The organism is Pseudoalteromonas fenneropenaei, assembly GCF_042643375.1.
GTDB classification, from domain to species: domain Bacteria; phylum Pseudomonadota; class Gammaproteobacteria; order Enterobacterales; family Alteromonadaceae; genus Pseudoalteromonas; species Pseudoalteromonas fenneropenaei.
Window position 1 is genome coordinate 1 of sequence record NZ_JBHRSD010000006.1, and the last position, 23,555, is coordinate 23,555.

17 protein-coding genes and 2 pseudogenes are annotated in these 23,555 nt (G+C 44.8%); 10 read left to right on the forward strand and 9 right to left on the reverse strand.

The window, feature by feature from the left end:
• Positions 1 to 166: 166 nt before the first annotated feature.
• Both ACFOEE_RS02980 and ACFOEE_RS02985 read right to left on the reverse strand, forming a co-directional pair.
• On the reverse strand, positions 167 to 850 hold the full coding sequence (locus ACFOEE_RS02980; RefSeq protein WP_377120772.1) for a helix-turn-helix domain-containing protein: 684 nt from the start codon (positions 848 to 850) through the stop codon (positions 167 to 169).
• 451 nt (positions 851 to 1,301) lie between these two features.
• Positions 1,302 to 3,878 (reverse strand): M1 family metallopeptidase, encoded by a 2,577-nt coding sequence (locus ACFOEE_RS02985; protein WP_377120774.1) that lies wholly within the window; start codon positions 3,876 to 3,878, stop codon positions 1,302 to 1,304.
• 86 nt (positions 3,879 to 3,964) lie between these two features.
• Between ACFOEE_RS02985 and ACFOEE_RS02990 the strand changes: the two genes are divergently transcribed.
• Positions 3,965 to 4,480 carry a hypothetical protein gene (locus ACFOEE_RS02990; RefSeq protein WP_377120776.1) on the forward strand — a complete coding sequence of 172 codons (516 nt, stop codon included), beginning with the start codon at positions 3,965 to 3,967 and terminating at the stop codon, positions 4,478 to 4,480.
• A 64-nt stretch (positions 4,481 to 4,544) separates the two neighbouring features.
• Here ACFOEE_RS02990 and ACFOEE_RS02995 read toward each other — a convergent pair whose 3' ends face one another.
• Positions 4,545 to 5,174, reverse strand: a complete 630-nt coding sequence (locus ACFOEE_RS02995; RefSeq protein WP_377120778.1) for an arylesterase — start codon at positions 5,172 to 5,174, stop codon at positions 4,545 to 4,547.
• A gap of 73 nt (positions 5,175 to 5,247) precedes the next feature.
• On the opposite strand from ACFOEE_RS02995, the pseudogene ACFOEE_RS03000 reads away from it, so the two are divergent.
• Together ACFOEE_RS03000 and ACFOEE_RS03005 are read left to right on the forward strand one after the other, a co-directional pair.
• Positions 5,248 to 5,889 (forward strand): annotated as a pseudogene (locus tag ACFOEE_RS03000) (ABC transporter ATP-binding protein); the annotation flags it as partial.
• A complete protein-coding gene (locus tag ACFOEE_RS03005) occupies positions 5,879 to 8,380 on the forward strand; it encodes an ABC transporter permease (protein ID WP_377120782.1) in 2,502 nt (833 codons plus the stop codon). The pseudogene ACFOEE_RS03000 and the gene ACFOEE_RS03005, both read left to right, overlap by 11 nt.
• Before the next feature lie 67 nt (positions 8,381 to 8,447).
• Here the strand turns inward: ACFOEE_RS03005 and nhaR are convergent, their stop codons facing one another.
• On the reverse strand, positions 8,448 to 9,353 hold the full coding sequence (nhaR, locus tag ACFOEE_RS03010; protein ID WP_377120784.1) for a transcriptional activator NhaR: 906 nt from the start codon (positions 9,351 to 9,353) through the stop codon (positions 8,448 to 8,450).
• A gap of 380 nt (positions 9,354 to 9,733) precedes the next feature.
• On the opposite strand from nhaR, the gene ACFOEE_RS03015 reads away from it, so the two are divergent.
• From ACFOEE_RS03015 to ACFOEE_RS03035, 5 genes are all read left to right on the forward strand, one after another.
• The gene (locus ACFOEE_RS03015) at positions 9,734 to 10,135 is read left to right on the forward strand and encodes a phosphate ABC transporter substrate-binding protein (RefSeq protein ID WP_377120786.1); all 402 of its coding nucleotides are present in this window, start codon (positions 9,734 to 9,736) and stop codon (positions 10,133 to 10,135) included.
• Between the two features lie 17 nt (positions 10,136 to 10,152).
• The gene (locus ACFOEE_RS03020; RefSeq protein WP_377120788.1) at positions 10,153 to 11,349 is read left to right on the forward strand and encodes a porin; all 1,197 of its coding nucleotides are present in this window, start codon (positions 10,153 to 10,155) and stop codon (positions 11,347 to 11,349) included.
• A 132-nt stretch (positions 11,350 to 11,481) separates the two neighbouring features.
• Positions 11,482 to 11,895 carry an alternative ribosome rescue aminoacyl-tRNA hydrolase ArfB gene (gene arfB / locus ACFOEE_RS03025; RefSeq protein WP_377120790.1) on the forward strand — a complete coding sequence of 138 codons (414 nt, stop codon included), beginning with the start codon at positions 11,482 to 11,484 and terminating at the stop codon, positions 11,893 to 11,895.
• 409 nt (positions 11,896 to 12,304) lie between these two features.
• Positions 12,305 to 13,873 (forward strand): hypothetical protein, encoded by a 1,569-nt coding sequence (locus ACFOEE_RS03030; protein ID WP_377120792.1) that lies wholly within the window; start codon positions 12,305 to 12,307, stop codon positions 13,871 to 13,873.
• Positions 13,874 to 14,339: 466 nt separating this feature from the next.
• Positions 14,340 to 15,950, forward strand: coding sequence for a hypothetical protein (locus tag ACFOEE_RS03035; protein WP_377120794.1), 1,611 nt, complete (start codon positions 14,340 to 14,342; stop codon positions 15,948 to 15,950).
• A 343-nt stretch (positions 15,951 to 16,293) separates the two neighbouring features.
• Here the strand turns inward: ACFOEE_RS03035 and ACFOEE_RS03040 are convergent, their stop codons facing one another.
• From ACFOEE_RS03040 to ACFOEE_RS03060, 5 genes are all read right to left on the reverse strand, one after another.
• A complete protein-coding gene (locus ACFOEE_RS03040; protein ID WP_377121061.1) occupies positions 16,294 to 17,025 on the reverse strand; it encodes a 5-oxoprolinase subunit PxpA in 732 nt (243 codons plus the stop codon).
• 46 nt (positions 17,026 to 17,071) lie between these two features.
• On the reverse strand, positions 17,072 to 17,839 hold the full coding sequence (locus ACFOEE_RS03045) for a hypothetical protein (protein ID WP_377120796.1): 768 nt from the start codon (positions 17,837 to 17,839) through the stop codon (positions 17,072 to 17,074).
• A 7-nt stretch (positions 17,840 to 17,846) separates the two neighbouring features.
• Positions 17,847 to 19,622 (reverse strand): glycoside hydrolase family 3 protein, encoded by a 1,776-nt coding sequence (locus ACFOEE_RS03050; RefSeq protein WP_377120798.1) that lies wholly within the window; start codon positions 19,620 to 19,622, stop codon positions 17,847 to 17,849.
• Positions 19,623 to 19,918: 296 nt separating this feature from the next.
• Complete coding sequence (locus ACFOEE_RS03055; RefSeq protein ID WP_377120800.1) at positions 19,919 to 20,650, reverse strand: MBL fold metallo-hydrolase; 732 nt, start codon at positions 20,648 to 20,650, stop codon at positions 19,919 to 19,921.
• On the reverse strand, positions 20,647 to 21,264 hold the full coding sequence (locus tag ACFOEE_RS03060; protein WP_377120802.1) for a chemotaxis protein: 618 nt from the start codon (positions 21,262 to 21,264) through the stop codon (positions 20,647 to 20,649). The genes ACFOEE_RS03055 and ACFOEE_RS03060 overlap by 4 nt, the downstream gene beginning before the upstream one ends.
• Positions 21,265 to 21,473: 209 nt before the next feature.
• On the opposite strand from ACFOEE_RS03060, the gene ACFOEE_RS03065 reads away from it, so the two are divergent.
• Both ACFOEE_RS03065 and ACFOEE_RS03070 read left to right on the forward strand, forming a co-directional pair.
• Positions 21,474 to 22,115 (forward strand): thermostable hemolysin, encoded by a 642-nt coding sequence (locus tag ACFOEE_RS03065; RefSeq protein WP_377120804.1) that lies wholly within the window; start codon positions 21,474 to 21,476, stop codon positions 22,113 to 22,115.
• A pseudogene (locus tag ACFOEE_RS03070) lies at positions 22,112 to 23,539 on the forward strand (AMP-binding protein); the annotation flags it as partial. The gene ACFOEE_RS03065 and the pseudogene ACFOEE_RS03070, both read left to right, overlap by 4 nt.
• Positions 23,540 to 23,555 lie beyond the last annotated feature (16 nt).

Sequence of the window (23,555 nt, forward strand, 5' to 3'; positions counted from 1 at the left end):
TAGAAAAAACGACCTAACTATCGAAAAAATAAACCCCGCTTAAAAAAGCAGGGTTTATCATCAATCTGAATAAAACCCACGAGCGTGGGTTTTATTGTAACTTAGTTTTTGTAGTGATTAATTGCAGTGACAATGAGTTGAGCACAAGCGTTAGGCTAATTGCAGTTTACTCTGCGAAGTGCAAAGGCGAGACTGTCAGGGCCATTGCCGCAGAGCGATTAGGTGCATTGAGCTTTTCCAAAATCTTGGCAACGTGGTTTTTCACTGTAAATGGACTAATACCCAAAATCATTGCAATTTCGCTGTTGGTTTTGCCAGACGCAATCCAATCTAGCACTTCTCGCTCGCGGCAAGTGAGGATTTTCAGAGGGTTGGTGCTATTGTTTGCAATGCGAAGGGTATGATGCGTAGCAACATTGGCGCGGTGAAGATAAGGTAAAATGAGTTGGATCAGATACGAGGCTGGGGCAGCCTTATTGGAGCGGCGGTTGTTAAACGCCACTAAAGAAAAGTAAGGGCAGTCTGGGTTATCAACGTCGTAAAGCACAATATCTGATAAAGGGTTGCGTGCCTTACATAACGAACGCAATAAATTAATGTTATGAAACTGTTCCTGACTTCCCACATCCATTAAAACCTGACAAAACTCCTCTGGAAAGCCAACATTAATTACGGCTTTTTGACTGAATGTGTGTTTTTCGATAAGTAACAGCAGTATTTCATTAGGTTCCGCGAATTCAAGTACTTCAATAACAGAAGACGTATCTAAAGATTTGTTTTCAATAGCTTGTTTTAGCTGCTCAATTGCGTTTAGAACAATTAACAGCTCCTTTGTACATCCTAAAAACATGATATTCTCCCTAATCCCTGACGTTTTGCTCTGGAGATGACAAGTGGCCCTGTCTTATTTAATTAATCTCTTGATTAATTAAACATGAACAAAAATAATTTATCAATACAAAAGTAACAATAAATTCAAATTCAGGATTAAAATTTAACAGTTTGTGTGTGGTTAGCTACAGTTCCTAGGTCAAAAGAGCAGCATTATTGCGCTAATACTTTTGCGCTAGGAGGTTGAATAGCTTATTCACCACACCATTAGAGCAAAAGAATAAGAATTAAATGTGTATTAAATGAAAATAAAAGGTTTAATTTTGATTGCGGTCTGCTGCTTAGATGCGCCGAGTGCGAAGAGGACTTGTTACTACAGAATTTAATGTTTTTTTCAGCTGCTTAAGCTAGCTTGGTGGGGGAGGGTTATCCTCAAGCCAGCCAATAGCAGGCTGACTTGAGGTTTGTCGCTACAGTGTGCTTTTTAGAAACGCGTTGACGTGGCTCGCTTCACGGGTTTTAAGTGCATAGCAAGTACGTACTGATTCCTGCAGTTTTTCTAACGTTCGTGCATAGCCTGGCACAGCTTTGACTTTTTCAGCGAAGAAATCATTGGTTTGCTGCCAACTGGCGACTTCGCAGCCTTCGGTGGTCACTTGAGGTAAGGCAGGTAGCGCAAAGGGTGGCATTTTTGCAGCCAGCTTGTCGTAATTGGCGAAGATCCACTGCCCAGCGTTTTGTTGACGCGCTTTGCCCTTGGTTAAGCCGCCGAACAAAATACGCATATCGGATGCCGTTACTTTATCAGCCATGGCATACTCAAGCAGTTCTTGTTGCAGCGTCAAATCGCCGATATGACTCAGTGCAATAAGCAGCTTAGTACGGACTTGTGGATCTGTGGTGGTTTCAAAGTGTTGTTTGAAGGTTGCAAACAGTGTTTTATCGCCGTTGTAGGCGGCAATATTGAGATACACACCAGCGAGATAAGGGTCTACTTTGGCTGGATCTTGAACATAAAGAAGCGCCTGTTTACGGGCTTCTGCGATAACTTGAGCATCTTTAGCATCAAAACCAAGCATGTTTATCAAACTGGCACGCAGTGAAGCAACCGACTCTTTTTCGCCAGCTTTTGCCTCTAAGCCATATTTTGCGAGCAATGGCGTGACGATAGTTTGCACGTACTTTTGCCACTGCGTTTCGGTATCATTTTGCACATAAATCGCTTTTTGTTGCGCTAACATTTTCAGTGCAGTTTGCGCGACTACTGGTTGGTCGTCGTTGGCAAAGGTTTGAATGGTTTTAAGTAAAGTATCAGCGTTAATTTTGCCCGCCTCTAACAACGCATCGGTGGCAGCAAGGAGTGCTAAACGTTCGCGATCATCAAGAACTATAGTGGCGTTATCAAGCAACGCTGTGGTCAGCTTGTCGTCTAATTGCCAACGATAATAGCCAAAAGCGCCGGCGTCTGGGTAAATCCACTCCGGTACAAATTCGAGCTGCAACTGGGCTTGTGCATCACTTAATAACACTTGTGTGGTACGTACCTCGTGGCCTTTGCCGTATTTTATCGTCACGGGCACTTGCCAAAGTTGAGCTGGCGCGGCTACGCCTGCATTGGCAAAGCGCGATTGGCTTAAAGTCAGTGTCTTACCTGCTACATTGACGGCAATAAGTGGGTACGCAGATTGCTCAATAAAGGATTTCAGCACGCCAGCGACGTCCTTTTTCGCACTCGCACCAAGTTCATCCCACAGCTCAGCAGCTTCGGCATTTTTGAACGCGTACTTTTTCATGTAGTTACGCATGCCTTGCTGGAACGCATCAGCTCCAATCCAGTTTTCGACCATAGACAACACTGCTGAGCCTTTGTTGTACGCAAGGCCAAGGCCATCCATAATATCAGCTTCGGTTTTAATCGGCTTGCGGATTGGTTTAGTCGACAACTGTGCATCTAGCGCCATAACGTGATTTTGCGGCAAACTTAGGTGGTTTTCGAGCTCTGGATAAAGCTGTTGGGTAACTTTAGCGGCCATCCAACTTGCAAATGCCTCGTTAAGCCACAGGTCATTCCACCATTTCATTGTGACTAAGTTGCCAAACCACTGATGTGCTTGCTCGTGGGCGATAACAGAAAGATGACGCGTCATAGTGCCACGAGTTGAAACGCTTGGATCAACCAGTAATATGTCTTCACGATAAGTAACGAGACCCGCGTTTTCCATGGCGCCAAATGGGAATTCAGGTAAAGCAACAGAATCAAGCTTTTGGTATGGGTAAGGTAGACCAAAATAGTCTTCTAACGCTTTTAAGATTGGCGGTACATTTTTCGCGGCTGAGTCCGCTAAGTGAATTTTGCCTTGCGGTGCAATGATGTTTCCTGGCACAGCCATACCATGTACGGCTTTGCTTTCAAACGGACCGACCGCCATCGCCACCAGATAAGACGGGATAGGGGGGGTTTTGTCGAACTCGTGGGTAGTTAGGCCGTTTTTCGAGCTTTGTTTTAAAACAGGTGTATTGGCATAGACCTTTTGTGAGTCTGGTGCAGTAATCGTTAATTGAAATGGAATTTTATAGCTGGGTTCATCAAACACTGGCATAGCGCGACGTGCATCGCTCATTTCAAACTGGGTAAATAAGTAAGGTTGGCCTTGATCTACGGTTTTATACAGGCCTACACTTTGGCGGTTATAAGGCGCGGTATAATCAATCATAAGTTGATAGTTGCCAGCGGGTAATTCTTGCTCGCAGCTAAAGCGGACTTTACCAGTTTCGAGGATTTGATTGGCAAGTTCACATTCGCTTTCGCCAACTAATTTTGCCATCGCGACACTGTAATCTCGGCCGCTTAACTCAATATACTTCGTTGCAGTTAAGATTTTTAGGTCGATGACAACACTGCCACTGAATTTATCAGCACTGGGATCGAGCTGCAACGTTACTTTTTGGAACGTTGGCTTCGCTAACTTTTCAATCATGTATTCGTTAGCAACCGCTTGGAAACTGGCTATACCCACGGCCACTGCGATAAGACTTGGTTTTAACATAGACTCGTCCTAATTGTTGTTATTATAAAAATAAGTAAAAATTCTGACTACTCTACCTTAATCGGGCCAGAATGAGAACGATACAGATGTTACGAAACTTTGCAGCAACGCCCTGCCAAAGAGGAGCTCGCCATGCCAGAGCTGTTAAGTTACAAGCGCTGTGGCCTGCGTACCAAAGCTGTTGGTTTCATCCTAAACAGCGTGCGCAGTTTAGCTGTGGTGCCATTATCAGTGTCTGGGTGCCCTTTGGTGAGCCAGAGCCCTTTCACAAAGCCCGCAAACGTGGTGTGCTGCGCTTGACTAAGTTACGCCGCAGACACCGTTTTACCCTGCTGTATGGCGGTGATAGGCAAATGGATTACCGTGAACTTAGTGCCATGATCGATTGTCAATTCAGTGAGGCGCTACAAATTGCCAAAGCGTGGCAACAGTTGGCTTTTTATTGGTGTGAACGACGAAACTGGTATTTAGTTGAAACGTCTAGTGCTGACCTGGCTAGGTTGCTAGGGCGGTGGCGGGCACAACGTCACCACGGCAAATTACCTAGCCATAACTTCGCCATGCTAGGTAACCTGTCACAGGTAAAATGGTGTTTGGATTAAGTCGCTAATTTAACTCGCGTTTATTTTGTCATGTACGGTATCAAGGCCTCGCAACTGCGTTGGGTTAATTCGTTTTGTTTAACCATGTTGCGATTTCCTTAGCCATAAAGTCTGCAATTTGGGGTTGCGCTTTAGCATTAGGGTGAAGATTGTCGTTCTGCATTAAGGTTGGATCGGTTGCAATCTCAGTCATAAAAAACGGCATTAAGTAACTTTGAGTTTCGTTCGCGATATCTGCAAAACTTTGTGCAAACAGTTGGGTATAGCGGGGGCCAAGATTAGGTGGCACTTGTACCGCCATAATAGCAACGCTGGCACCACTTTGTTGGCTTTGTTCGGCCAATGCGCGTAAATTCTGTTTTAACACTTTAATCGGGAATCCACGCAAACCATCATTGCCGCCGAGTTCAATCAAAACATGGCTAGGCTGGTGTGTCGCCAGTTGGGTTTGCAGCTTGAGCAGCGCGTTGTCAGTGGTTTGACCACTCACGCTAGTGTTGATGATTTCGATCGCTTCTTGGCTTTGGACGTATTTATTTTGTAACAAATAAACCCAGCTTTGTTCTTGTTTTAATCCATAGCCGGCGCTTAAGCTATCGCCAACTAACATTATTTTTGTGACAGTGGGCGCTGCAAATAATGAAAAGCAGGGTAATAGGAAAACTGTCAAAATTAAGAGGAATTTACGTGTCATGTCAGTGCTGTCTCAGTTAAATATCATTCAGGTCAAGGGACTCAGTAAGCGAGTAAACACCGTCGAAGGTGCGCTCACTATCCTTAGCGATATCCATTTTAGTGTCAAGTCGGGCGAATCCGTCGCGATTGTGGGCGCATCAGGTTCTGGTAAATCCACTTTGCTGAGTTTATTGGCGGGTTTAGACGTGGCATCGGCAGGTGAAGTTTATCTCGATGGTGAGCCGCTTGGTGAACGTAATGAAGAGCAGCGCGCACAAATTCGTGCTGAAAAAGTGGGATTTGTATTCCAGTCTTTTATGTTGGTACAGAGTCTAACAGCACTAGAGAACGTGATGTTGCCCGCAGAGCTGGCTGGCGATAAAAATGCCAAGGCACAGGCATTAAAACTGCTCGAGCAAGTGGGACTTAGTCACCGCATTGGCCACTACCCGTCACAATTATCTGGCGGCGAGCAACAGCGCGTAGCGATTGCACGGGCATTTGTTGGCACGCCGAAAATTCTCTTCGCTGATGAACCGTCCGCAAACTTGGACAGTAAAAACGGCCATCTTATTGAAAAACTGCTGTTTCAGCTTAACCGTGAGCATGGCACTACGCTGGTTTTAGTTACACATGATGAACACTTAGCCAAACAGTGCCAACGGATCATCCACATTGAAGGCGGCAAACTGGCGCAGATCCGCGACGGTGAGGGGGCATTGCATGTGGGTTAAGTTAGCGCTGAAGTTATTCTCACGTGAACTACGCCGTGGAGAATTAAACATTATCCTTGCCGCCATTGCACTGGCAGTATTAACGGTCTTCAGTTTGTCCTCTGTTACTGAGCGAATTCGCCTCAATATCGAGCAAAAATCGGCAGACTTTATTGCTGCGGATAGACGATTATCCAGTAATCATGAGTTCGACCCAACCTTGTTGGAAATGGCCGAGCAGCAGGGGATCAGCACCGCGCAGCAGATGTTTTTTGATTCTATGTTATTTGCCAATGACGAATTGGTGCTAGGTAGTATCAAAGCGGTTACTGAGCAATACCCGTTACGCGGCCAAATGAAACTCAAAGATACGCTAGATGCAGTTCCCTACGAATTACGTGCAGCTCCAGCCCAAGGCGAAGCATGGCTAAGCGAAAGCCTGTTTTACACTTTGCAGTTGCAAGTGGGGGATATGGTCGAAATTGGCGCGGGACATTTCAAGGTCAGTAAAGTGTTGGTGGCAGAACCAGATGCGCCGTTTTTCTCGCTAGCCGGTGATAAGCGCGTGCTGATTAATTATCAAGATATTGCCCTAACTCAAGCTGTTCAGCCGGGCAGTCGCGTCTTTTATCGTTTGCTATTTTCGGCGAGTGAGCAACAACTAACAGAATACTATCAATGGCTCAAACCTAGATTAAAAGAGAACCAAAACTGGCAAGGGATCAAAGATAGACAATCGCCTTTAGGTGAGAACCTTGCGCGTTCAGAGCGTTTTTTACTCCTCGCGGGGCTGTTTGGTATTATGCTTGCCGCAGTTGCAATGGCGGTTTCAGCCAAACGCTATTGTGAGCGTCAGTATGACCCCGTGGCGATGATGAAAACCTTGGGCGGTAGTCGTGCGACCATCCGCAACATTTTTGTGCTGCATTTGGGATTAGTCACCTCTGTTGCGGTTGCTGTCGGATTACTGTGTGGTTATGTGCTGCAAGATATTGGTGTCAGTTATCTGGCGAAACTGATGGGTGCTGAACTGCCGGTATCGGGTGTCAAACCTTGGCTGTTGGCAGTTAGCATTGGTGCTGTCTGTGCTTTGATGTTCTCACTCAAACCACTTTTAGATTTATTTGATATTCCACCACTGCGGGTACTGCGGCGTAATCTCGGTGATACATTGGCGCTCAGCCGCATTCATCTGGCGTTGTCGATAAGCACCATTTTCGCCTTAATGTGGCTCTTTAGCGGTGACATTAAAACCACTGGGATTTTATTTGCAGCAACGGCTTTGGTCATTGCGGTACTGTTTTTAGTGGCTCGTGTCATTTTCAAAGTCAGTCGTCAATTGGGCTTGAGCCCAGGTTCAAGTTGGAGTTTAGCCATTGCTACGTTGCAAAAGCGCGCAAATGCCAATGCGGTACAGCTGATCAGTTTTGCCCTTGCCATTAAGCTAATGCTGTTTTTAGTGGTGCTCAAGAATGACTTGATCTCAGATTGGCAAATGAGTGTACCTGCTGATGCACCCAATGCTTTTTTCATTAATATTAATGAACCCGCGGTAGCTGCCATTGGCGAGGAATTTAAGCGTGCCAATATCAAACATGAGGCATTTTACCCAGTATTTTTAGGACGGGTGAATGCACTCAATGGCGAATTGTTTGCGCGTCGAGCATCGTTACAAGAAGGCGAGGAAGTTGACAGCGAAGCAAGAGAAGGCATAGGCCGCGAGCTCAATCTGACTTGGCAAGCAGATTTACCAGAGGGCAATGAAATCCTTGAAGGACAGTGGTTTGCGGATTCTGAAGAGTTAGAAGTGTCTGTGTCAAAAGATGCGGCAGAGCGCCTAGAGCTTAAACTGGGCGATACACTGAGCTTTTTGGTTGGCACACAGACCATTGATGCTAAGGTAAGTAGTATTCGTAAAGTCAACTGGGATAGCCTCAAACCTAACTTTGTGATGATTTTTAGTCCCAATTTGGCTGGCCAGTTTCCAGTAACTTACTTTACCGCGGCGCATTTGACTGAGCAGGATATTCCTACCATTAGCCGATTAATGCAACAACACCCAACTATCTCTATGATAGACATCAAAAGTCGCTTAGAGCAGGCGCAAAGTATGATAGATCAGGTGTCGTTAGCGATTTCTTTTGTTCTTGCGATTGTGCTGGTAAGTGGCGCTTTAGTGCTTATTTCGCAAGTGCAGGCTAGCCTTGCTGAGCGTATGCAAGAGATGGTTATTCTGCGTACGCTTGGCGCAAAAGGGCGGTTAATTAAGCTGGCCACTTTATATGAGTTTTTAATGTTAGGTGGCATTGCGGGCATGGTTGCAGCGTTAGTCAGTGACATCACTTTGTTTGTGTTACAACGCCAGCTGTTCCAGCTAGAAGGTACCTTTCACCCCTATGTTTGGCTATTAGGCCCCGCAGTAGGCGCGATGTTTGTGGCCAGTATTGGTTATTTGTTGGTCGCACGCACGATGCGACAAAACACGCAAAACTTGCTGCGTAGCCTAGCCTAGCGGAGAAGTTGGCTTATTGTGCACTCATAAAGGCGCTTGCAACCTCGCTGTAAGCGCCTTTTAGTTATTAAGCTTGAGTTGCAGCACTTTGTGCATAACGTACAAATTCAGCATAGATAGCGTCTTTGATTAATCTGTCCGGTGTAAAGGCGTAGTAATACTGGTAAACGTTGTCGATAGGGCCGATAAAGTGGACGCCATAACGCTGTTCAATTTCTGCTTTTACTGCGATTGGCGCGGGGAAAATGCCAAAACCTTGCTGCCCTAGCGCGTGCATTAACGCGCTGTCATCCACATGACCTGCCACGTTAATTTCAAGACCAAGTTCATTGAGCCAGAAGTAGATGGCGTTGGTCATTGGGCTGTTTTTGGCAGGTAAGATTACTGGCCAATCGCACAAAGCATGGGGATAATTTCCCCGCGCTTGCTCATAAGTGGCAGGCGTTGCAAAAAATCCTAACTGGCTTTTACCGAGGTCGTGCGAGAACACCTTAAAGGGAGTGGTGCTGTCGAGTGGTTTGTCGGCCAATACTAAGTCCAGCTTGTGGGTTGCCATTTGCGCCAGCAGTTCCGCTTGTTGACCATCAATACAATGCAAATTGGTGATGCGGTCATTGTCAATCAGAGGCGCTAGCCACTTAGAAACCAAAGATTTGGGAATGGCGTCTGAAATTCCGACTTTGAGCGAGCGCACACCACCTAAGGTTTCCCCTTGTGTGGTTTCCAACCACTCTTCGGCAATGGCAAACATATCATCGGCATATTGTTGGGTAATTTTGCCAAATTCCGTGAGTCGTAAACCTCTGCCTTCGCGAACAAATAAAGGTTTATTAAGGCGCTCTTCAAGGGCGGTGATCTGTGCACTCACCGTTTGTGGGGTGAGGAACAGTACTTTGCTGGCGGCGGCAATACTACCGTGTTTTGCAACTTGCCAGAAGTAATAAAGGTGATTGTAATTAATGTTGGTGATCATTCGTATAATTCGATGTCAAGGTAAGAAATAATCAGCTTTAATCTTTCTTTATACGTTAGTAGATTTACCTTGTGCATGCAACCACACTCTGCTGAAAAAAGTGCGGTTTGCGATGAAAGTTGGTGACTGGGTATCATGTTAGTGATGCAACATGCTGTACTTAGTTTGAACCACAAGCCTTAGTTAATTCATCGCAGTATCGCAGGTTTCGCGTTTGCAGACATGCAATTTCCAATTTTCCCAAGCACTTGCTGCGGCACGGATGCCGCAATCTTTTATCGTTTCTAGCAAAATTTGTGATAGCTGACTACGCTCATTAAGTACTCTGCGCTAAAACACAATGTCAAATGCGCTTCCTTGGACATTCCTTCGGAGGTTCTATGAAACTTGCCTTACTATTATTCATACCCGTTTTTTCTGCCGCTGCTGAAATTAGCGTGGTAGTTCATCCTAGTAATCAAGCCAATATCGATGCTGCCAGTATAGAAAAAATCTTCACAGGTAAACTTAAAGCTTTCGATGATGGTGCTAAAGCCACACCGGTGAGATTGCTTGAAAGCCATGCCGCATCAGAAGAGTTCAATACCAAAGTGCTCAATAAGTCGTCTAGCCAGTTAAAGGCCTACTGGTCAAAGCTAGTTTTCACAGGTAAAGGTACACCACCAAAAGAATTCGATTCTGAAGAAGAATTACTTAAACAAGTGGCGAGCAACCCTGATTTTATTGGCTTTGTATCATCGGCTAAAGTCACCGCTGACGTAAAAGTTATCCAAACATTCTAAGAGTAGGAGCCTCGAATATGAACAAATCAAACAAACTGCTATTTGTCGCTGCACTAGGGTTAGTGAGTAGCGCGGTGCAGGCGGAAGTGCGGATAAATGGTTTTGCGTCTATTTATGCTGGCAAAACTACCAGTGGCGAGCAAAGCGTGTACGGCTTTGATGATGATATTTCGTTTGCCAATGAATCTAAGTTTGCCGTACAGGTTGTAGCGGATTTACAGGATAACTTAACAGCAACAGCACAATTAATCGCGCGGGGACGCGATGATTATGACGCAGAATTCGAGTGGGCATACGTCACATATCATATTGATGATGCCTCGCAGCTCAGCGCGGGTAAAATGCGCATTCCGTTTTATAAATATTCCGATTACCTCGATGTTGGCTATGCTTACCGCTGGGTGCGGCCACCGCAATCGGTTTATGGTCTGAGTTTTTCTACCTATGAAGGGGCGAGTTATCTGCGCAATGATGTACTGGGCAGTTGGGATTCAAGCCTGCAGTTATTATATGGCAATTTGTCTGAGGATATCGTTGCCTATACTTACTCAGATGCAGCGAAAATGAAGTCGATTTTAGGTATAAATTGGACCGTAAGTCGTGATTGGTTCAGTGCTAGGGCTGCTTATCTAACTGCAGACGTCAGTATAGATGCCAGTAACTTAGCGTCGTTAAGCCAGCTTATTGCCGGACTTGAGCAGTTTGGTTTAGCCAATCAAGCGAGCGATCTGCGTACAGAAGAAGATAGAGGTTACTTCTTAGGTATAGGCTTTAGTATTGATTACAATAATATTTTAGTTGACGGTGAGTATACCGAACTAGAGGTCGACAACAGCGCCTTAGCGCCGCAGCAGCAGTTTTTTGTATCGGTAGGTTATCGCTTTGGTGACGTCACATTGCATACCACATATGAAGAAAATGAAGATAAGCACAAGAATAGCCGTTTTAATACCGTACCGCTTACGATTAACCATCCCGATTTAGGTACTATTCCAGTATCTACCGATCCCACCAACCCAAATGCACCAAGTCTGCGCAGTTTGACTAATTTGGCGCTGATGTCTGCTTATATTGATACATCGACTTGGTCAGTTGGAATGCGCTATGACTTCCACCCTTCCGCGGCGTTTAAAGTGGAATATTCACGAGTAGATAATAAAGTGATAGATGAACAGACAGGCGTAATGGCGGTGGGTGTCGACGTGGTGTTTTAGTTTGGTAAGGTGCGATGTATCTTAGGTGGAAACTCATTGGCTAATACTTAAGATACATCTCATCCCTTATCAAGGTTGTTTTTAATTGAGCTGCTGACTTAATCCAGTACAATAAGGCTAGGAGGCAGTTTTATGTTAGAGATTTCAAATCAAGTCACCCTCGGTGCGTGGGAAATAGAGCTTACCGCAATACGAGCGCAGGGGGCTGGTGGTCAAAACGTCAATAAAGTTTCCTCTGCAATGCATTTGCGTTTTGATATTCATCGCTCAAGCTTACCTACGTTTTACAAAGAGCGGTTATTGGCGCTGAGTGATAGTCGTATCAGTAAAGACGGTGTAGTGATAATAAAAGCGCAAAACTTCAGAACTCAGGAACAAAACAAAGAAGATGCGTTGGCAAGGCTAAAAGCACTAATTTTGTCATCTGCAGTGGTGCAAAAGGCGCGCCGCGAGACGAAACCTACCTTTTCATCGAAAACAAAACGTCTTGACAGTAAATCTAAACGTGCTCACACCAAAACAATGCGTAAGGCTATCCAATACTAGCATGTTTCATAAATTCCGTGATGGATTGTCGAGTCACTGTTGATTCAGTAATTTGTCACTTTTAGCAATTTGCTTTCAGATTTGACCATTTGTTTACTTTTTCCACTTTCTGATTGTAATGTTTGATTACAATCAGGTACTTAAATTTCATTGAAAGGGAAACTTTCATCAAATTGCATTAGATTTAACAAAAGTCCTATGTTAAATTGTGCGCGCCTAAAATTAGGCTAGGCCAAATGGCCAAAAGTAATGATCAGGGAGTGATTAAAGTCCCTGTGTTTTATTGAATATTAAATATCATCCCGTTTTTAGGCGATGGCGGTTCAGTTAGTTTGAACCGAATTTAATGTGACTCGCCCGAAATTTTTTGGGTTAAGTTATTCTGAATTTAGGAATACAAGGACTGCTTATGCTTACCAATAAAAAAACTCTTCTTGCGCTATCAGTAGTATCTGCGCTGACTCTAACTGCTTGTGGTAGCGACAACGATGATAACGTTGTTGTGACGCCACCAACACCGCCAGTGGTCGTTGTTCCAGAAACTCCAGCTGCATTATCGTTTACTGTATCAGGTAACGTTGTAAACTCTACTTCTGGTGCCCCAATTGAAGTCACTAAACTGACTTTCTTAGAAGGCGATGTGGCTTCTACTGATATCGTTGACATCAACGGTAAAGCTATCACTGAGCTTGCAACAACAGATGGTAGCTATACTTTTACCCTTAAAGATGGCGCAGATGTGACTACGCTAACTGTGCTTGTAAGCGCAGAAGGCTATATTTCTAAGAGCTTTGCGCTAGACCTTACTGATAAGTCTGTAAGCGTAGCTGCTGATCTTAGTTTAGTGTCTGCAACTTCAGGTAACGGTGTTGTTGCTGCAACAGAAAAAGCTGCGGTAAGTGCAGGTCAAGTTGCTACTGAAGTTGCTGTTACTGCAACTCAAGCTGGTGCGAATACCAATGTAACAGTACCAGCAGGCACTACACTACAAGACGAAAATGGTAATGCCGTATCTGGCACGGAAGTGTCTTTAAATGTAGCGACTGCTGCCACAACTGCTTCTGCTACAACAGCAGGTATCGGTGATATTATCCCTGCTGGCTTAAACAGCGGTACAAGCACATCTGTTCGCCAGCCTCTTGCTGCTGCAAACATTGAAATGCTTGATAACGCGGGTAACAAAATCAAGAAGTTCTCGTCACCTATCACGTTGACATTGAGCGTACCTGAGTCTGCTGGTGTAACTACTGGTGATACGCTTAAAGTAAGCTCTTACGATGAAGACAAAGCAAAATGGACTCTAGATGAGTTCACTGCAACTGTTGGTGCTTTTGATGCAGCATCAAAAACGTACGCAGCATCATTCCAAACTAGCCACTTAACGCTATTCACATCAACTAAAGAAGAGCCAGCGTGTACCTCAGGTATTAACTTTAACGTAACTGGTGCAAATGCGTCTGAACTTGTGTTTCACGTGTTCTCATCTGATGGTTATGTTATTCGTAATGCAACAGGCGCAGCTGTGAGCAGTTCAAGCCGTAACAACTTAAAAGCAGACGCAACAGCTCGTGTCTTAGCATTCGATGCAGCATCTTTAAACGTTGTGTTTGATTCGCAAACTGAAGTGCCAGTATGTGGTACGGTTGATGTGGCAGTAACTGCAGCGCCAGTGACTACAGTTAATGAAAACTTTGCAGTGACTGCGGTGTGTTCAAACGACACGACCAAAACAACCGCGCTTTCTGGCGCAATTGTAAAATACCGTTTACCTAACCGCGGTTTTGAGCAAGCCAGTGAACCAACAGCTGGTACTTATGCATTAACTGGCCTAGTTGAAGGTTCAAGCTACCAAGTGCGCGTTGTTCCACGTGGTCTAGGTGCTGGTGTAGGTGCAACTGACTTCACAATTACAGCTAACGGTACTGATGAATCAGGTAGCATCAACATCGCATGTAATACAACAACTGGTGGTAACTAAGTTTAGTTATTCAATTCAGTTTAAAAAGGCCGCTTCAAGCGGCCTTTTTGTTTTCTTAAGGTTTTGTTGTACCTAATGTAACTGCTTATTTCGCCCGCTGTACGGACATACTTATTCGTTAACATTGTTACGTTGTCGTGTTAACAATATGAAGTTAACTTTCGCAATGTAAACTTGGTTAAAAAATCAGAAAATTTTGCTGATTTTATTTCCAAATTTTTCATTTATGCTCTACCTTATAGGACGTGGAGCTGTGAATCATTTTTTCACATACTCGATGTCGCGCTCTTATGGCTGACAAATTAAGGTTGACAATCGGAAGCTGTCTTCATTATTCCTAAATAAATCAAAGGGATGTGATTTCCAGAGTGTCATGTTGAAGTTTGTTAATAGCTTCCAAGAGTGAATTGCGGTGCGAAGCTCTATCTCTATAGTGTAAAAAGACGAATTTTAAGGACTGCGACTTATGCTTAAGAATGAAAAAACGTTGATCGCCTTTGCTGTGGCATCTGCGTTAACTTTAACCGCTTGTGGAAGTGATAACGACGATAATGTGGTAGTTAATCCTCCAGAGCCGCCAACGCCTCCGGTAGTAGTTGTGCCTGAAGTACCTGCAGCGTTGAGTTTTGTGGTGTCTGCAAACGTGACTGATGTAGCTACTTCTAACGTTATTCCTACTGCGACTTTGCGATTTTTTGAGCAAGGCACCGATGCGAATGTACCGGCTACTAATGTGTTAGATGTGAATGGCAATGCTGTGGACACAGTAGCATTAACGGACGGTAGCTTCGCGTTTACGTTAAAAGAAGGTTCAGCATTAAACAGTTTGGTGGTGTTAGTAAGCGCTACTGGCTATGTTACCCAAAGCTTTATCCTTGATTTAAGCGATAAATCAGCAAGCATAACAAGCGACCTAGGCTTGACGTCTAAATCGGCGGCTGGTGTGGGTGACGTTGTTGTTGAAAAAGCCGTCTCTGGCGGTACTTCAACTGAAGATGTCACTGCTGAAGTGGCTTCTGGCGCGGCAGCGGCGTCAGTTACAGTTCCTGCTGGTACAATTATGCAAGACAGCGCAGGAAATGCCATTACTGGCACGAAAGTGGCGCTTAACGTGACAACTGCGAGTAGGTCCTCAGGTGCAGCTGCGCAGATCACACCTCAAGGTATGAATGCTGCGGGGCAAAGTTCTATTGCGGTATCTGTAGGTGTTGCTAACATTGAAATGAATGATGATACTGGCAAGAAAATCACTAAGTTCTCTAGCCCGATCAATGTTGGTATGACTGTACCTGCAGATTTGCAGATCCCGTCATTAGGCCGTACTTTACAAACTGGCGATGAGTTGAGTATTTCGTCTTATGATGAGACAACAGCGAAGTGGACCAATGAAACGACGAAAGCGACCATTGGCGCAAAAAATGAAGCAAACAATACGTTTAATGCAACATTTGCGACTAACCACTTAACGTTCTTCTCGTTAAATCGCTCAGTACCGACTTGTCCTACCAATATTCGTGCATTGTTAAGTGGTTCAGCGGTTCCTTCACGCGGTTTAGCCATCACTTTAAATACTACAGATGCGACAGTATCTAGTTACTTAAGACCTGGCTCAACGGAAAAACTGTTGTTGTCACAGGGTATTATTAGCCGTTACTCAATCAGCTCTGACGCAACAGCACGTGTCCGTGTATACGACCTCGATGGCAACGTTTGGTTTACAACGGGTTCTACAGAAGTGAATGTGTGTGGTGATATCCCAATCACATTAACAAACCCTAACGCTACGCCAGTGAATGAAACCTTTAATGTTATTGCCGTGTGTTCAAATGACACGACTAAAACTACGCCTATCACAGGTGCAGTAGTGCAATATCGCTTACCGAACAAAGGTTATTCAACCGCGACCGGTGGTGAAGGTGGCGCCTACAGCTTGACTAACTTAACTCAAGGTAGTACCTATGAGGTTAAAGTTAATACGCGTTTAGCAGGTATCCAAACTGCAACTATCACTGCTGATGGCACTGCAGAAACAATGAATGTGAGTTTAACCTGTAATACTACTACAGGCGGCAACTAAGCATAAGTCTAACAAAAGGCTGCGTAAGCAGCCTTTTTTTCGTCTTGGATATTTTAAACTTAGTCATGCTAAAGCAACTGTTACTGTTGACGGTCTGATAGCGTCGATAAGACTAATATGTAATATCAACCTGCATTTATACTTGGTCAATTTGGCTGTTCAAATTTCACAAGTGCTTTATTGGACGTTTTTCATTTACAACTGCATGGGTACAGGAGGTAGAGCAATGCAGGAGCAATTGCTGAGAATAACTAAATAACTAAATAACTAAGCTTACGCCACGTTATCGCAAAAAATCATTCATCCCAAAATAGAACACTTAATTAGCCCGATTGGTATAAGGCTAAACAGGTGCTAGCAAAGCTCGGATCTGCTTAATATGCTCAATCGCATCTAGATTATCTCCATGTACACACAATGTGTCCGCGTTGAGCACAAGTTTACGATTAGACACAGTAGTGACGTATCCGAATTGACTCAAGGTGCGCACCTGTTCTAACGTTTTTTCTGTGCAATGCACAGCGTTGGGTTGACTGCGCGCAACTAACATCCCTGCATCATCATAAAGTCGGTCGGCGAACGCCTCAAAGAGCAAATGCAGCTTAAACTGTTCAGCAAGTTGCTTATGCTGTGATTGTGCTTGGGTGGCAAGTAACATTAATTTAAGAGTGGGAGAATAGCTTGCGACGGCTTGCATCACGGTCTGCAAGATAGCAGAATCGCGCATCATATCGTTATATAACGCACCATGTGGCTTAACATAGTGAAGGTTGAGCCCATGCACTTTAGCCATGCCGTCTAAAGCTGCAATTTGATAATGCAAGCAGTTGACGAGTTCTGTTTTGCTAAGTTGCATACTACGTCGGCCAAAGCCCTGTTTGTCCGGATAGCTTGGGTGGGCACCAATCGTGACATTGTGTTGTTTGGCAAGTAACAGCGTGTTAGCCATGACATCGGCGTCACCGGCATGGAAGCCACAAGCGATGTTGGCGGCGTCAAGATAGGGCATTACTTGACTATCGAGCCCCATTTGCCAAGTTCCAAAACTTTCACCCAAATCACAGTTCAACCACATCACAATACCATCTTTACTTCGAAGTCTTAGACCCTATTTTTGGTTATTATGGCCAAGATGTAAAGAGAGCTCTATCGGTAACCAACAAATGCTCAGGTGCACTCATAATGCATAAAGTTGGGCGCATTCTGCTGATGTAATGTTGCCAAGTTACTGCGCTTGGCCAGTAGACCGGGGTATATTGGCTGTGGTTAGGCGAGTCTGTCGCTATTATACCCTCTGGTGAATGACCAAACAGTAAAGGTGTATTAAACGGGATGGGATGCAGGTAGGCGTGCGTTAGCCAATGCCTGAGATCTGCGTGCGTTAACCAAGCCTGTTCAAAAACCTGTGTTACTGATAATTGTTCCGTAGCGGTGGGTAATAGTAGTGTCGAGTTAAGGGTGTGGAAGCCTTTGCTGATATTCTGATAGGGTTGCTGCACTAAAGCTAATCGGCTTTTTAATCCGCAGGCACTGGCAAGGCAAAAGGTAACGAAGTCATGTTGCCAGAACTCCAGTAAATTCTGCGCGGTTGCAATTTGTTGACCGTGTTGATAAATATTATATTTGGGTATATCTAGTGCAGCATCAACGTCCTTCCCCAATGCTGGTAATTGCCGCTCACCAGGATGAGGGTTGATGGCTTGCAATTCACAAAACGCCTTATTTTGTACACAAAATGACAAAAAGTTGAACGCATCATGTTTAGGTAACACTACAACGTGGCATTTTAAAAACTCGGGCACAAACCCCAAAGTTGGGCCCGTGTAATCGCCACTGCGGATCAGCTTACGAATTGCAGCTGGTGCAGTTAAGGAAGCATGTGCGTCCATATATTCCCTATCGCATAATGGTTACCGGTAAACTACCATTTGCCGATGCTAAACCGAGGATCACCTTAGCTAATGCGCTAAAAGCTGGACCGCTGACAATCTGGTCAGTATCTACGTCTACATTATAGGCATAACTAGCTAATACTGCCTGACTGAGGGGCGCAAACTGTGCAATTTCATAAGGCGCACGTAAGCTAATAAAAATCGTCGGCTTTTTATGATCTAACGCAGTGTTGAGTAACGCTTTAAGTGCCAGTGGTTGCTGCTGAGCGTTGAGCTTATGCTGTTGCAGTAATTGCACATCTTCCATACCACCAATTTCAACCGCACTTTGCAACGGAGAAGCATGTGCAGCGATGACGATATCAGCCGCTTTGATAGCGGCAATGGCGTCTGGCTCTGCAAATGCTTGTAGACTCGTACAGGAATAATGGCGCTGGGTTGGCGAAAGTTTGCTGAGTGCTTGTTGTAAAGCAAGGCATTTTCGCGTATCAGGCATAATAATGTGGATGCGCTTAGCTGTGTCACGCAGTGGTATTATTCCTTGATTTTTAACCTGTGTGATCGCATCAAGCGCCAAAGCAGCTTCTAATTGACGATGTTCAGGCGCGCCGAGTAAAGTTTCGGCAATAGCAACTGAACGAGGTGTTTTATCAAGCTTGCGTTTAAGCGTGGCAATACGTTGGTAAGAAGCGAGTTGCTCTGAGTGATTGAGTTCGCCACTTTTTACTGCGTTTTCCAACTCGGTAAATAGCTGAGTTAAGGCAACCACATCCTTGGGCGTGCGAATAGCTAAGGGCATCAAAGCAATATCAACACCTGCTTTGAAGGTTTCAATGGTCGCCTTGGCTGGGCTGAAAAAATGACTGATCCCTGCCATATCCAGCGCATCGGTAATCGTAATACCTTGGTAATTAAGTTCATTTCGAAGCAAATTGGTCATAATTTTGCGAGACATAGTCGCTGGGCGCAGCATTTTTTGCCCACTCATATTAGTGACCAAACTATCATCTAAGGCTGGGTATTGAATATGTGCAGTCATGATCATCGCAGGTGGACTGCTGCGTATGATATCGGTAAATGGCTTAAGGTCGACAGCGGTAATTGTTGCTTTGTCATGATGTACAATAGGCAGGCCAGTATGGCTATCGACGTGTGTATCACCATGACCTGGGAAGTGCTTTAGTGCGCTCAGCACGCCTTGCTGTTCAAATGCGTTGACTTGAGCAGCCCCTAGAGTAGCCACTATGTCTGGGTTTTCGCCAAACGAGCGAACGTTGATCACTGGATTGAGTGGATTAACATTAACATCCACAGTCGGTGCAAAGTTGACGTTAACTCCTAAGCTATTTAGCTCTTTTCCTATGACTGTAGCGACTGCGCTTGCATAGTGGCTTCCTTTACGAGGAAAAGTGGCGCCGATACTCATATTGCCGGTAAAGGACGTGGCTTGAGCGCGATTGATCCTTGCCACTCGACCACCTTCTTGGTCGATAGCGATAAATAGCGGAAGCTTAGATGGGCTGTGGCTAGCAGCTAGTTGTAGGTCATTAGTTAATTTTACAATTTGTGCAGTATCAGCGGTGTTTTCTGAAAATAAAATCACCCCACCGATATCATAACGAGCAATAATATCAGCAAGCTCAGGTGGTAATTGGGTCATTGGGGTGCGACATGTCTCTGACTTACCTTGTTGACAATAATAGCGAAAATCCAACATCAGCTTTTGACCAAAAAGCGTTGTACTTGAAGGTGTTGCCTCGGCAAGACTGGCTGTCGACATAAAAATCCCCAAAAATATTAAAGCCTGAATAAGAAACTGACGCACTACATTGCACCTCGTCGCTATGAAGAGTAGGCACTTTAGCATAAGCCTGATCAGATCCCGAAGTGCAGTAGAGAGCTCGATTAGAAATAGTCAGGTGAAGGCCGTATATTGCTGTGCGGAGATCGGTGGTATGTCGCAGTGGCAGAATTTATAGCGGCGATAACAGGTTAAAGACGAACTTAAGTTTCAATTTGGCGAGCTTGCAGAGTTGGCTGCAAGCTCGCAGAAAATCGTGATTTAACTAACCTAATTTAACTTGCGATACCGACGTCTAACTTCGCAAACCAAGTCAAGAATTCATCGACCATTTCACCTTTAAAGATCCGTCCGTGCTGCGGTGCGAGCATATTAATTTCAAGTTCTCGTACTCTTGCTATCCAGTTCGCTTTTGCCTTGTTTGATGGCATCCAACGCTTATGAAAATACTCCATTTTCTTGATATGGCTAGCGAAATCATCGACAAACATCGGAGCGTCGGCGTCTTCCAAGGCTGCGCCAATATCACCACTCATTAAAATTTTGGCGACAGGATCATACACATTAAAATTACCTGAGGAGTGCAGGTAATGTGCGGGCACGAATTTTAGTGTCGCGCTGCCGACTCGCAGTTCCCCACCTTCGTCTTTAATGGGCATATATTCGATATGCTCCATGCCAAAGTGGCGAATAAATCCTTCCCATAACCAGGGCGCGTAGAGCTTAGCATTGGGTATGGTTTTATCCCAAAGCCCCAATGAGCTGATTATGTCGGGGTCTTGATGCGATGCAAACAAGTATTTAATGTGAGGCAAATCAACTTGTTTCAGAATACCTGCTAGCATAGGCGAGAATAGCTCAATGCCACCTGGATCGAGGATAATGGCTTCATCTCGACTGACAATCATATACTGGTTGGTATCAATAATTTTGTCAGGTTTGGTATCGTCGCGGCCCAACACTATCCACTTGTGCGTTGCTGATTTATACAGTTCCGTGGCTTTCAACGCATTGCTCCTCTTAATTGACTGATCTCTTTCAAGTTTTCACTTACTGCTTGTTTTATTTTCTTGGCGGCGCCAGCAATAAAGTCAGAGACGGATTGCAAACTATCACAGAATTCACCTGCGTTAGATGCTTCCACCCGACTGGTAACGGCAATGTATTCGGCGCTGCGCATATGCTTTTGAATATCCTCAAAAAAACCTGCGAGCTCAAATACTGCTGACTCAAGTGCACGAGCACTTTGCAATAATTCTTCATTGGCACCGCGTCTTAAATGCAGCAACTGCGGGTGATCAAGCAACTCTGAGGTGCGTTGTAAGTGCGCTTGAAATTCACTGGCGCGCACAACCGCAAGTGCCATAGCAAATAGTTTATTTGATAACTCAGCTATCGACTTAGTGATGCGGATAGTTTGGTCTGAAAACTCATCGATAAAGTTGGTAATGGGTTTAAAACCAAATGCCGAATCACCTGCCCGTAATGCAACAACGCGGGCATTTTTTGCGGTGAGCGAAAGATTTTTGGCTTCAAGTAAAATGATGTCGAGATTGGCGATAATATTGGCAACTCGCACAAAATTATCTATTGCTCGAGCATGGGCACGTAAATAATCCATTGCTGTCTCTTTTGCAATTTATTGCTTCCAAGCATAGGCCAGAGTTTGCCAAGCTGCACGCTTTAGCCAAATTTTTTTTGAAGTAGATCAACTAGATTTTTTACTTTTACGGAAAACTTGGGCTTTTTCTAAAAAAATATTTTTCCTTAAGTTTCACTTAATTTTCGTCAATTAGCTTTATCACTATCAAAGCAGTCTAGGGGACGAATATGTTAGCAATGACCCAACTTATGCCAGAGCAAAGTGGTAACTACGTGTGCGCAGCACCGAATGACGTTTGCCGCCCACTGTTAGAACAAGAAGTACGTGAAGGTTTCGCCAAAGCATTTAATGCAGATATCCATGAGTTTTATCCCTTGCTCAGTCATTTAGCGACTGCACAAGGTGTCTGCGTATTAGGTTTGCGTTTGGCAATTCACGAAGCACTGTTTGTTGAACAATACCTTGATGATGCCATTGAAAACTTACTTGCCCCTGGGACGCTACGCAGTGCAATTGCGGAGCTGGGTAACCTGTGCTCGTCTCATCGCTCGGCAACTATTGCACATTTTATCGTCGTTGCTAACGCATTGTTAGCCAACAACATTCGCTACCTTGCTTTCACTGGTACGGCGCAAGTGCGCAAATTAATGGCACTATTGCAAGTGCCAGTGTTGGAGTTGGGCCATGCTGACCCCGCTCGAGTACCAAGCAGCAACGATTATGGTAGTTATTATGAAGCAGAGCCAAAGACCTGTGTGGTTGATTTGCAAGCTGCTCACGCCACAATCGCGAACGTGGCGCTATTTAGTAAATTAGCAGCTGAATATCAGGCCCAAGCGGACGCATTGACACAAGGACTTAAAGCATGAATCCAGTTTTAGTGCAGTGCCCACACCGGCAGGCTGATATCGCTTTGTCCGATAGCAATTCAACTTGGCGCTTTGCGGAGTTACAAGCTGAGGTCAGCAAAATCAGTGACTTTATTACACCTATGCCGGGTGACTGTATAGCCACCTTGATGGACAATAGCCCCGCATGGGTGGTGATTGATCTGGCGTTAACGGCGAGCGGCAAAGCGCACTTGCCTTTGCCAGTGTTTTTCACACCAGCCCAAATTGACCATGCAATTAACCAATCTGGCGCACAAGTTTTTATTACTGACCATAAACGTAGTGACCTGATTTTGTTAGAGTGTGTAAAGGTTTTTAATTCGACGCTCTATATTCATTGCGTGGTGCCGAGTGCGCCAGCTAGTTTGTTTACTGGCACTAGCAAAATCACTTATACCTCAGGTTCAACAGGGCAACCAAAAGGTGTTTGTCTATCATTAAAAAACCAGCTGTTGGTAGCGAGCAGTTTGGCACAAAGTATTGCTTTGCATAAACCCAAGCATTTGTGTTTGCTGCCACTTGGTGTGCTACTAGAAAACATCGCTGGAATTTATGCCCCGCTTTTTGCAGGTGGCAATGTTGTGCTGCCAGCGCTGCATGAGCTTGGTTTTGATGGGGCAGCACTTAAAGACAGTTCAGCATTATTAAATGCAATTAGCCAGCATCAGCCAACGAGCTTGATCTTAGTCCCTGAGTTATTGAAAGCCTTAGTCAGTGCAGCCGTGCAAGGTTGGCAGCCGCCAGCTAGCCTCAAGTTTATTGCGGTAGGTGGGGCCCACACTCCAAAAGCTTTGTTAGCGCAGGCTCATGCATTGGGTTTACCAGTCTATCAAGGGTATGGTTTATCGGAAGCGGGCTCTGTAGTGGCGCTGAATCTCAATCCAACTCAAGATGGTAGCGTTGGTTCAGTGTTACCACACCTCGAAAGTAAGCTTGAAAACGGCCAACTCTTTATTCGCGGTGAGCTGTATTTGGGTTACCTTGGCGATACTGCGCGCGAGCAATCAGACTGGTTGGCGACTGGTGATTTGGCTTCCTTTGCGCAGGGTACACTCAATATTACTGGACGTTGTAAGAATTTACTTATTACCAGTTTAGGCCGCAATATTAGCCCAGAATGGCCGGAAGGCTTATTACTGTCTGCACCTTGGCTGCTGCAAGCTGTGGTGTTTGGTGAAGCTAAGCCCTATCTCAGCACCTTATTGTATGCCCATCAAAGTATCACAGATGACCAAGTTGCTGCGCATGTTGCAGAGGTCAATCAACAACTTCCTGAGTATGCACAGCTCAAAAAATGGTTACGTTTAACTGAACCGCTCAGTATTGAGGCTGGGCTATTAACGAGTAATGGCCGCCCTAAGCGTGCTGCGATTGGCAACACATTTGCCGCTCAACTTGAGCAATTTTATCTATCTGAGA